This window comes from Bacteroides sp. AM10-21B, assembly GCF_003472565.1.
GTDB lineage: Bacteria > Bacteroidota > Bacteroidia > Bacteroidales > Bacteroidaceae > Bacteroides > Bacteroides propionicigenes.
The window spans coordinates 207,527-219,629 of the sequence record NZ_QRME01000004.1 but is presented as its reverse complement, the minus strand read 5'-3'; the positions used below and the strand labels follow the sequence as shown (position 1 = coordinate 219,629).

Sequence of the window (12,103 nt, the reverse complement as noted above, 5' to 3'; positions counted from 1 at the left end):
ATAAACGTATTTCTGTAGGGTTGTACCGTATTAAAAATATCCCATGAGACGTATTTATTTGTTTCATGGGATATTTTTTATCTTGTGAGTTGATTTGAAAAGATAGAAAATGTAGAGTTGATGTTAGGTTCTAAGGGGCATTCATATAGAAAATAGAAAAATGTTATAACGAATTAGCAAAATAATTTGTAAATTCAATTATTATATTTATATTTGCATCGTACAAACACAAATAAGTACTACTAATTCAATAACTAAGTAGAAAACACAATATTGTAATATTGCAAAAACGTTATACCTTAATATATGTCATCACTGAAAAAAATATCGCTAAAAGATATTGCAGAAGCTGCAGGAGTTTCAACTGCCTTAGTTTCATTCGTACTAAATGGTAAGAAGAAAGAATATCGTGTAGGCGAAGAAACAGCCCAGCGTATTTTAAAGATTGCTAATGAAATGAATTATCAACCTAATTTGGCGGCTAAAAGTCTGCGTAGCGGTAAGACGAAAACAATTGGATTAGTGGTTTCTGATATATCTAATCCCTTCTTCTCTCAATTGGCGCGTGTGTTGGAAGATGAAGCTACTAAACAAGGATATACTGTACTTTTTGGAAGTTCGGATGAGGATACAGATAAGATGAGTGTTGTGGTGGGTAACCTTATTAACAAGGGAGTTGATGGGCTGATTATTGTTCCTTGCGAAAATTCAGAGAAAGCTATCGCTTCTCTGATTAATAACAATATTCCTATTGTTTTATTTGACCGTTATTTTCCTGAACTTAATGTTAGTTACGTGGCTCTTAATAATTTTAATGCTTCGTATATTGCAACTAAGTATCTTTTGGATTCGGGATATAATTCTCCTTGCATGGTGGCTTATGATATTAATCTCGTCCATATGAAAGAGCGTGTTCGCGGGTATAAAAAGGCTATGGAAAATGCGGGGAAAAAGAATATGATAAATGTAGTTTTTTTGAAACAGGATACTCCTCGGAAATCGGCAGACCGGATGCTCCCGAAAATGATTGAGGCAGGAGCAGATGCTTTTTTATTTGGAACCAATATGATTTCATTGGCTTGTTTGTATACAATTAAAGATATGGGGCAAGACGTGATTGGCAAAATAGGTCTTGCTGGTTTTGATGGCAATCCGGTATTTGACTTTTTTAATGCTCCTATATCTTATATTCAGCAACCTATAGAGACTTTGGTTCAGAAAGCTCTTGAAATACTTATAGATAGTATTGCAGAGAGGAATGCTGTGCAGTCTGTACTTGCAGAAGGAGTATTTGTTGAGGCTTCTTCATAGAATTTTTTTTTATATTATTGCTTAATCGTTTTAGTTAATTTTTATAGTATTTATCAATGCAAACCTATTTTATCCATGAAAAATTTGAGACTTATTGGTAGTAAAGCAAAAATTGGTATTCGTCCTATTATTGATGGACGACGTGGAGGTATCCGTGAATCGCTAGAAGATATAACTATGACTATGGCTCGTAAGGTTGCCGAGCTATATTCATCGTCTTTGTACCACAGTGATGGAACTCCTGTAGAGTGCATTATTGCGGATGCAACTATTGGCGGGGTAGCTGAGGCGGCTATGGCTGCAGAGAAATTTCGTAATAACGGAGTGGGTGTAATACTTTCAGTAACTCCCTGTTGGTGTTATGGCTTTGAAACTATTGATATGGATAGTGAGATTCCTAAAGCTATTTGGGGGTTTAATGGTACTGAACGTCCAGGTGCTGTTTATTTAGCATCTGCATTGGCTGGACATACGCAAAAGGGGTTGCCTGCATTTGGTATTTACGGACAGGATGTACAGGATATCGGTAATACAGAAATGCCGGAAGATGTACGAGAAAAATTGTTACGTTTTGCACGTGCCGGTTTAGCTGTTGCAGCCATGAAAGGGAAATCTTACCTTTCGATAGGTAGCGTATCTATGGGAATTGCAGGGTCTATCCCTAATCCAGATTTTTTTCAGGAGTATTTAGGAATGCGTAATGAATATGTAGATGCTAGTGAAATAGAACGTCGTATTCAGTTGGGTATTTATGATTATGAAGAGTTTGAACGTGCTATGATATGGACTGAGAAATATTGTAAGAGTAATGAAGGGTGTGATTTCAATCCAAAACATTTAGTCTATTCTCGTGAAGAAAAAAATGTACGTTGGGAATATGTAGTAAAAATGACTCTTATTTTTCGTGATTTAATGATTGGAAATCCTAAATTAGCCGAAATTGGATTTAAAGAGGAAGCTATGGGGCATAATGCGATTGCGGCTGGTTTCCAAGGACAACGGCAATGGACGGATTACAAGCCTGATGGTGATTTTTCAGAGGCTATTTTGAACAGCTCGTTTGATTGGAATGGTATTCGTGAAGCTTTTACATTTGCTACGGAAAATGATACATTAAATTGTGTTTCCATGTTATTTGGACATTTATTGTCAAATACAGCACAAATTTTTGCTGATGTACGTACCTATTGGAGTCCTCACTCCATAGAGAGAGTAACAGGCAAGAAACCGGAAGGCAAGGCTAGCAATGGTTTTATTCACCTTATCAATTCGGGTTCCTGTACTTTGGATGGTACAGGCTGTATGCAACGAGATGGTAAGCCTGTAATGAAGCCCTTTTGGGAAATATCAGAAGAAGATGTGGAAAGATGTCTTGCAGCTACCAAATGGTATCCGGCTTCTCGTGAGTATATGCGAGGAGGAGGCTTTTCTTCTCAGTTCCTTACTCGTGGTGAAATGCCTTTGACTATGTGTCGTTTAAATCTCGTAAAAGGTCAAGGACCAGTCCTTCAGATTGCTGAGGGATGGGCGGTCAATTTAGATGATGATGTATTTAGGATAATTAATGACCGTACTGACCGTACGTGGCCTTCCACCTTTTTTGTTCCACGTCTCACTGGCAAGGGATATTTTCGTGATGTATACACTGTTATGAATAATTGGGGGGCGAATCACGGTGCTATTAGTTATGGACATATAGGTGCAGATTTGGTTACTTTGGCTTCTATGCTTCGTATTCCTGTTAGTATGCATAATATTTCATTCGAAAATGTCTTCCGTCCTAGTGCATGGTCAGCTTTTGGTGAAGATATGGAAGGTAGTGATTATAGAGCTTGTAAAAATTATGGTCCATTATATAAATAAAGAAAAAACACAAGGACAAATCTAATATAGTTAATAACCTCTCTATTGCAAGGTATAAGTTTTCCTTATATCTTGCAATAGATAAAAAAAAATAAAATGGGAAGTTATGCTGATGATGCCCAGTTTATGAACAGGAATGACATTGAATATATTGAGTTGATTTCTGATGATGGAGAATCTAAGGTTATGGTGGTTCCAGCATGGCAAGGGAGAGTTATGACTACATCTGCTGCTGGAGATGCTGGAGATAGTTATGGTTGGATTAATTATTCTTTTATCAAGAAAAAACAAATAAACTTTCAATTTAATCCTGTAGGAGGTGAAGAACGCTTTTGGCTTGGTCCGGAAGGTGGGGTATTTTCTCTATATTTTAAACAAGGAGAAAAACAAACTTATAAAAATTGGAGGGTCCCTTCGGTTTTAGATATAGAGGCTTTCAGCGTACGATCACAAAGCGAAAATCATGTTTGTTTGACCAAAGAGGGGTGTTTGACAAATACTTATGGTACTACTTTTTTTCTGAATATTGAACGAACTATTTCTTTATTAGATATTAATGAAATTGTAGCAAGTTTTAATATTGAAATTCCTGAGGATCTAAAAGTAGTAGCTTATAAAAGTGAGAATCGGATTACAAATATTGGCAATGAATCATGGAGTAAAAAAACAGGACTGATATCTGTTTGGATGCTTAGTATGTTTAATCCTACTCTTACTACCACTGTATTTATCCCTTATAAACAGTCTAAAAAAGGAAAAATTGTAAATGATGAGTATTTTGGTAAAATTCCAACAGATAGATTAATTGTAGAAAATGGAGTTATTTACTTTAAGATAGACGGGTGCTTTCGTTCTAAATTGGGGATACCAGCTTCATGTGCAACTAATTTATGTGGAAGTTATGATTCTTCTAAGGAGGTACTCACTGTTTTATGGTGTGATATTTTTGAAAACTCTTTAAACTACATGAATGGACAGTGGGGGAGGCAAAAGAATCCTTACTGCGGTGATGTAATCAATGCTTATAATGATGGACCGACTGAAGATGGTTCTATGATGGGACCTTTTTATGAAATAGAAACTTCTTCTCCTGGTGCAGAATTAGCACCTTATGAGTCGTTAATTCATACACAGAAAATTATTCATTTACAGGGAAACGATAAACAATTAGATTATATAATAAAAAAATTATTTAAAACAGATATATGCGCTATCAAAGCTAAATTTCAATAAGAAGATGATGTGAATGAATTTCAGTTTACAATTGAAAGTTGAATTTATGAAAGCTGGAAGTGGTATATTATATTTAAATATTTGTTTTTGATATTGATACTTACAAAATAGAAGTGAAACTCTTATGTTTCTTTATTTTTTTATTACTTAAATTATATAATATGAAAAAGGTTATTTTTATTATTTTAATAGCTATAATATGTATTTCTACCTATGGACAGGACAATGATAAATATAGATTGAAATATAACAATCCTAATTTGGTAGTAGACTTAGGAGTGGGATTATGGGGTATGCCGATTCCAATTGACTATGATGGTGATGGGCTAATGGATTTATTGATGACATGTCCGTCAACGCCTCATAAAGGGATATTTTATTTCCATAATATTGGAAATAGACAAACCCCACTTTTTGACAAAGGAGTAAAATTGCTAGACACTACTTATAAAGATTTAAGTGTTTCTTATGTGAATGGGAACTTACATATAATTCATAAGGGAGTCGAATATTTGGATTTTAGAAATTCATTGTTTGCGCGACCTCAAAAAATCGAGATCACTGAAAATCCTTTGAAAGACATTGTAAAAGAGCGCGGCAATACATGGGCTTATGTTGATTATGACAATGATGGTGATCTTGATATTATTGTAGGATTAGGTGATTGGGGAGATTATGGTTGGGATAATGCCTATGATGAAAATGGTAAATGGAAAAATGGTCCTCTTCATGGATATGTGTATCTACTGGAGAATAAAAATGGAAGATATATTAATAAAGGAAGAATAAAAGCGGGGAAAAAAGTAATTGATGTTTATGGTGCGCCGACTCCTAACATGTATGATTTTGATGGAGATGGTGATCTCGATTTGATATGTGGTGAATTCGTAGACAAGCTAACTTGGTTTGAAAATATTGGAACACGTGAGGCTCCTCGCTTTGCCGAAGGTCGTTATCTAGAAAATAAAGATGGAATTATTAAATTTCATATTGAAATGATATTACCTGTCGCTGTGGATTTTGATAATGATGGAAATATAGATCTAATGGTGGGGGATGAGGATGGTAGAGTGGCTTATTTAAAAAATACGGGTGTTGTAATTAATAATATGCCACAATTTGAATCTCCTGTTTATCTTCAGCAAAAGGCGGATTGTGTAAAATATGGTGCATTATCTACTCCATTTAGTGTCGATTGGGATAACGATGGACTCGAGGATATTATCAGTGGAAATTCAGCTGGAAATATTTGTTTTATTAAAAATTTAGGTGGAGGTAATGATCCTATATGGGCAGCTCCTGTCAATTTAAAAATAGATGGTGAGGATATTCGTATTCTTGCAGGTAAAAACGGCTCTATTCAAGGTCCATGTGAAGAAAAATGGGGTTATACAACTGTTTCTGTAGCCGATTGGGATGGAGATGGGAAAAAGGATATTGTAGCTAACTCTATTTTGGGAGAAATAATTTGGTATAAAAATACTGGGGATGTTGAGAATTTAAAAGGTCCCTATCGTGTAAAGGTGGATTGGCAAGGAAAAGATGTGCCTAAACCTGTGTGGAATTGGTGGAGTCCAGGTAAAACAGATTTAGTGACTCAATGGCGTACTACTCCCTTTGCTATAGATTGGAATCAGGATGGACTTACAGATCTTATATTGATGGATCATGAAGGATACCTCTGTTTTTATGAGAGATTTGAAATGAATGATGAATTATGGTTAAAACCAGGGAAAAGAATATTTGCAACAGAAGGTGTCATTGCTGGTTCTACAAAAAAACATGCTCCGGTTGTTAATGAACCAGGTCCTCTTCGTTTAAGTGATAAAGTGGCTGGTGCCTCTGGTAGGCGTAAGTTTTGTTTGGTAGACTGGAATAACGATGGACGTTTGGACTTAATTGTAAATACTTTGAATGCTGCATTTCTTGAGAATGTACGTCAATCCGGAGATACTATATATATTAAAAATCAGGGAAATCTTTCCACACTTCGTTTAGCTGGACATACAACAAGTCCTACTCCTATTGATTGGGATAAGGATGGTATATCTGATTTATTGGTAGGTGCGGAAGATGGATTTTTCTATATTATAAAAAATAAAACAAATAAAGAATAATATTATGAACAGATTACTTGAATCTCCTTTGTCGGGTATAATTCCGCCATTAGTAACTCCATTATTAGATAATGACAAGTTGGATATTAAAGGCTTAGAGTGTTTGATTGAGCGTCTTATTGATGGAGGTGTAAATGCTCTTTTTATCCTTGGGACAACAGGTGAAGCACAATGCCTAAGTTACAAACTACGGGAAGAAATGATTCGTGAGACTTGTCGTATCACAGCCAGTCGTCTGCCAGTGTTGGTTTGTATATCAGATACATCTATTGTAGAAAGTGTTAGACTGGCACAGATAGCAGCTAACTATGGTGCTGAAGCTGTAGTTTCTGCACCACCATATTATTTTGCTTCTGCCCAACCTGAATTAGTTGAATTTTATGATAAACTTATTAAAGATTTGCCACTACCTCTTTTTTTGTATAATATGCCTACACATACAAAAGTAAATTTTGCTCCACAAACAATCCATCGTATAGCAGAAAATCCCAAAGTAATAGGGTTTAAAGATAGTTCTGCTAATTTAGTTTACTTTCAGTCAGTAATGCATATAATGAAAGATCATTCAAATTTCTCTATGCTAGTAGGTCCTGAAGAAGTTACCGGGGAAGTTGTGCTGATGGGAGGAAATGGTGGAATTAATGGAGGTGCCAATATGTTTCCTAAGTTATATGTTGCTCTTTATAATGCTGCAAAGAGACATGATTTTGAGGAACTATATCGTTTACAAAAAATTGTGATGCAAATAAGTACTACTGTATATACCATAGGAAAATATGGTTCCAGTTATTTGAAAAGTTTAAAATGTGCTTTATCTCTTTTGGGCGTATGTAATGATTTCGTGGCATCTCCATTTAACCATTTCGAAAAAGAAGAACGTAATCAAGTAAGGATAGCATTAGAAAATTTGAATATGGATCTTGATTTGAAATCATAATTACTAAAAATTATGTCTGTAATAGATACAATAGTATTTCTAATATTTACAGGAGGAGTAGTATTGCTTGGATGTTCTTTCTTTAGTAAGAAACGAACTTCAGATGAATTTACTTCAGCCGGTCGTAGTCTTCCTGGTTGGGTAGTAGGTATGTCTATTTTGGCTACTTATGTAAGTAGTATAAGTTATTTGGCTTACCCCGGGAAAGCATATATGTCCGATTGGAATACATTTGTGTTTAGTCTTTCTATTCCTATTGCTTCTTATTTTGCAGTACGAAATTTTGTACCTTTTTGTTGTAATTTAAATAGTGTTTCTGCATATAGTTTTCTTGAAGAAAGATTTGGTGTATGGGCTAGGTTTTATACATTTATCTGTTATTTGTTGGCTCAGGTAGTGCGTATGGGTTTCATACTTTATCTTTTAGCACTACCTATGAATGCTTTATTGGGTTGGGATATTAAAACAATTATTATAGTTACAAGTGTAGCTATTATCTTTTATTCGATGTTAGGTGGATTAGAAGCTGTAATATGGACCGAAGCTATGAGTCTGTCACCTGCATTATTCACAGATGGATTTTGGAGTGCATACAAAAGTCCATTTCATGCTAATCTAACAATTGTTTTTGGCACAATAATCATATTTTTTGTTGGTTTTATTAGTGCAAACTTATTTGAACACAAGACTCTATGAAAATATGTATAAAAACAGTATTTGTTAACTTAATCATATTCTTAGTTTCTTGTAATGTAAATCATAAAAAAATGTTACAGAAACAATCTGGTATAATGGTATCTTCAGTCAATTGGGATTTAATCCTACATAATTTTAAAGCCAAACCAGATTCTTCAATAAATATGGATTATTTCAGAAATCATTATGAATTATATCCAGAACGTTGGGAAGTGGTGTTTGACTATTTAAATAATTTGAGAGCGGATTCGTTACTGTTGGGAACTGTTAACTTAAGTAATGATGTATATGTAACAATAAGCGAATACCAAACTAAGAAGAAAGAAGAGATTTGGTTTGAATCCCACCGTGAATATATTGACCTACAATACGTAATAGAAGGTAGCGAATATATAGCTCTCAGTCATAATGCAATAGAGAATATTGTTTTATATAATAAAGAAAAGGATATTGCATTTTATACAGCCAATGTGGAGAAGCAGCTCTTGGCTGATTCAACAAGGTTTTTTCTGTTTTTTCCAGAGGATTTACATCAACCTTGCATAAATATAGGTTCAAGTAAATACGTAAAAAAAATAGTAATAAAAATTAAAGTCAGTTGAAGTAGTTTATTTAACATTTGATTAACCATGAAAACAAAACACCCTAAAACAGGAATTCATTTGATTGTCTATAATTTAAAAAAAGAAGCTGATAACGCTTCCATGATCATGACCCGAAATCTATATGTATTTTATACATGAGTTAAATAATAAATATTGACTGATTGTATGCGTCGGAATAATCAGATGCTTTAACTAAATTATATTTAATATTATGAAAGGAAATAAAGAACCGGTATGCAGATTCAGTATGGTCAAGTACAGAGCTAGTGCTTTACTATTGTGCCTATTATGGATATGCATTGATTTATTAGCACAAACATCTCCTGATAAAGTGATAGTGGAGGGTGTAGTTTATGACCAAAGTGGATTTCCGCTGATTGGTGTAAATATTGTAGAGAAAGAAAATGCTTCAAGTGGGATCATTACTGATATTGATGGGCATTTTAGTATGAATGTATCTCGAAACGCTACTTTGGTATTTTCTTATGTTGGTTTTGAGAAGAAAGAACTACAATTGGTTAGTTTAAAATCCTTAACTAATTTAAAGATTGAATTGGAAGATGATACTCAAAAATTGACAGAAGTTGTGGTGGTGGGTTATGGTGTGCAGAAAAAAGCATCAATCGTTGGTGCTATTACTCAGGCTAAAGGTGATGATTTATTGAAGGTAGGAGGAACTACCAATGTATCCAGCGCTCTTACAGGTATGCTTCCTGGAGTTACAGCAATACAGTCGAGTGGAGAGCCGGGTAGTGATCAGGCACAGATAGTCATTCGAGGAAAATCTACTTGGGGAAGCACAGACCCTCTAATTTTAGTAGATGGAATTGAACGTAGTTTTAATGATATTGATCCTAATGAGATTGAGAGTTTATCAGTGTTAAAAGATGCATCTGCTACTGCTGTATATGGAGTAAAAGGTGCTAATGGTGTAATTTTAGTGACTACTAAGCGGGGAAAAGAAGGTAAAATTAAAATTAATTTCTCTTCAAATTTCGGTTTGAAAGAGCCTATAAATAATTATGAGGTACTGGATAGATTGACTGCAATGGATTTAGCTAGTGAGGCTCATGCCAATGAAGGACGTTGGGATAAGATCTATAGTGAAACCTATAAAAATAATTGGAGAAATAATACTGACCCTTATTTTTATCCAGAGCTTAATTGGAAAGATTTACTCTATAAGAAGGTTGCTTTTTCGCAACAATATAATTTGAATATGTCTGGTGGAACCTCTTTTGTTAAATACTTTGCTTCTATTGGTTATACAAAAGATGGAGATATTTTTAAAACAGAAAAGCAACCTGAATACGATCCGACTTTCAAATATGAGCGATATAATTATCGTACCAATCTTGATATGGATGTAACTAACTACACTAAAATATCTGTGAACCTTGCTGGAGATATAGCTACTCGTAATCGCCCCCTATCATATATGGGAGGAGATCCATTTAGTTCCTCATCGAGTTCCAACAATTCGAATCTATTTTCTTATATGTATCTAATGCCTAATTATGTTTATCCGTTAAGATATGAAAATGGCATTTTAGGTACAACTTCTATCGGGCGTTGGTGGAATCCCATTTACTCACTGAATTACCAGGGTAGTGCTACTCAGAAAACAAGTAGGTTATTTAGTGATGTAACTTTAAAGCAAAACTTAGATTTTATTACCAAAGGCTTGTCGGTACAGGCAAAGGTTTCGTATAACACTACATTTGCATATAATCGATTGATTAAAAAAGATATAGCTTGTATGTACTGGGAACCAGGGGCTGAGCCTATGTGGTTTCCTAATGATGAATGGGTGGAAAAACCGGCTGTATATGGTGGTGAGACATTAGATTACTCAATCAAAGATTTGTATTATGAAGCTTCGATTAATTATGCTCGTAAATTTGGTGATCATGATCTGTCTGTTTTAGGCGTTTTTAATCGTCGTAATTATGAAACGAAGCGTACTGGAACATCATTGGTTGATTTCCCGAGCTATGAAGAAAGTTGGGTAGGACGTGTTACCTATAATTATAATAATCGCTATTTTGCGGAATTTAATGGAGCATATACAGGTTCTGAAAAGTTTGCTCCAGGTAAGCGTTTTGGCTTCTTTCCTTCTATGGCAATAGGATGGATGATTACGGAAGAACCTTTTATAAAAAAAATGGATTTCTTGAGTTTCTTGACAAAAGCAAAGGTGAGATATTCATATGGTGAAGTTGGTAGTGACCATGGAGCTTCACGCTTTACATATCTTACTCAATATTCTTCTGGTAGTAATGCTACATTTGGTGACGATAAAGCATATAATGATTATATATTATATTTTGAAAGTGGGGCTGCAAATGAGAATGCAACATGGGAAACGGCACGTAAGCAAAACTTAGGTATTGAACTATCATTTTTCAACAAGCTCAATCTTGTCATAGATTTCTTTAGTGAAAAACGTGATGGTATATTAATGAAAAGAGCTAATACTGTTCCCATATGGTTTGGTCAAACTGCTCCATATGCGAATTTAGGTAAGACTAAAAATCATGGTTATGAGATAGAGGCAGAATGGCGTGATAATATTACTGATTTTCAATATTATCTTAAAGCCGGCTTCTCATTTCAAGAAAACAGAGTCGTGTTTCGTGATGATCCCATAAATCGTTTAGAATATCAAAAAAGTGCGGGTAAGCCAATAGGATATTCATCTAGATTGGATCAGATTGATATTAATCGTTCATGGGATGATGTATACAATACACCAGCCTCTATTTGGCAAAATGATTTCAGGCAACCGGGAGATTTTGTTTATAATGATTATAACGGTGATGGTGTAATTGATGATAATGATAAAGTTCCTATGAAATTAACTTCAGATCCAGCTTATACTTATTCATTTACACTTGGATTTAATTATAAGAACTTTGGTTTTAGGGCTTTATTTTATGGAGTAGCTGGAGTTGAAAAACGAACTTCCTTTTTGTGGGAATTTCCTTATGATTATGATATGGCATGGCCTGAAAGTTTAGAACGTTGGCACTGGAATAATGTGAATGCCAATAGACCTCGTTTAAGTATGAAGAATACAGCGCATATTCGTGAGTCTTCAACATATGGTTTGATGGATGCTTCTTATTTTAGATTAAAAACATTAGAGTTATCCTATGATATAAAGGCTGAAGTATTGCGTCGTTTTGTAGGCATAAACAATATGCAGGTTTATGTTAATGGTAACAACTTATTCACGATTACTTCATTTGATAACCGGATCGATCCGGAATCAGGAGGATCGGGCAGTTACCCTTTGACACGTAGATATAATATGGGATTCAGATTAACTTTCTAAATAC

7 protein-coding genes and 1 pseudogene are annotated in these 12,103 nt (G+C 34.6%); all 8 read left to right on the top strand.

Annotated features, from left to right (window positions below):
- Positions 1-306 precede the first annotated feature (306 nt).
- The gene (locus DW121_RS06775) at positions 307-1,311 is read left to right on the top strand and encodes a LacI family DNA-binding transcriptional regulator (protein WP_118323353.1); all 1,005 of its coding nucleotides are present in this window, start codon (positions 307-309) and stop codon (positions 1,309-1,311) included.
- Between the two features lie 75 nt (positions 1,312-1,386).
- Positions 1,387-3,174, top strand: coding sequence for an L-fucose isomerase (locus tag DW121_RS06770; RefSeq protein WP_118323352.1), 1,788 nt, complete (start codon positions 1,387-1,389; stop codon positions 3,172-3,174).
- 96 nt (positions 3,175-3,270) lie between these two features.
- Positions 3,271-4,407, top strand: coding sequence for a DUF6786 family protein (locus tag DW121_RS06765; protein WP_117710935.1), 1,137 nt, complete (start codon positions 3,271-3,273; stop codon positions 4,405-4,407).
- A 161-nt stretch (positions 4,408-4,568) separates the two neighbouring features.
- A complete protein-coding gene (locus DW121_RS06760) occupies positions 4,569-6,524 on the top strand; it encodes an FG-GAP repeat domain-containing protein (protein ID WP_117710934.1) in 1,956 nt (651 codons plus the stop codon).
- 4 nt (positions 6,525-6,528) lie between these two features.
- The gene (locus DW121_RS06755; RefSeq protein WP_117710933.1) at positions 6,529-7,461 is read left to right on the top strand and encodes a dihydrodipicolinate synthase family protein; all 933 of its coding nucleotides are present in this window, start codon (positions 6,529-6,531) and stop codon (positions 7,459-7,461) included.
- Between the two features lie 12 nt (positions 7,462-7,473).
- Positions 7,474-8,010, top strand: a pseudogene (locus DW121_RS06750) (sodium:solute symporter family transporter); the annotation flags it as partial.
- A gap of 218 nt (positions 8,011-8,228) precedes the next feature.
- Complete coding sequence (locus DW121_RS06745) at positions 8,229-8,759, top strand: YhcH/YjgK/YiaL family protein (protein ID WP_233514860.1); 531 nt, start codon at positions 8,229-8,231, stop codon at positions 8,757-8,759.
- 214 nt (positions 8,760-8,973) lie between these two features.
- Positions 8,974-12,099: a SusC/RagA family TonB-linked outer membrane protein gene (locus tag DW121_RS06740; RefSeq protein ID WP_117710931.1), complete on the top strand. Its 3,126-nt coding sequence runs from the start codon at positions 8,974-8,976 to the stop codon at positions 12,097-12,099.
- Positions 12,100-12,103: the final 4 nt, after the last annotated feature.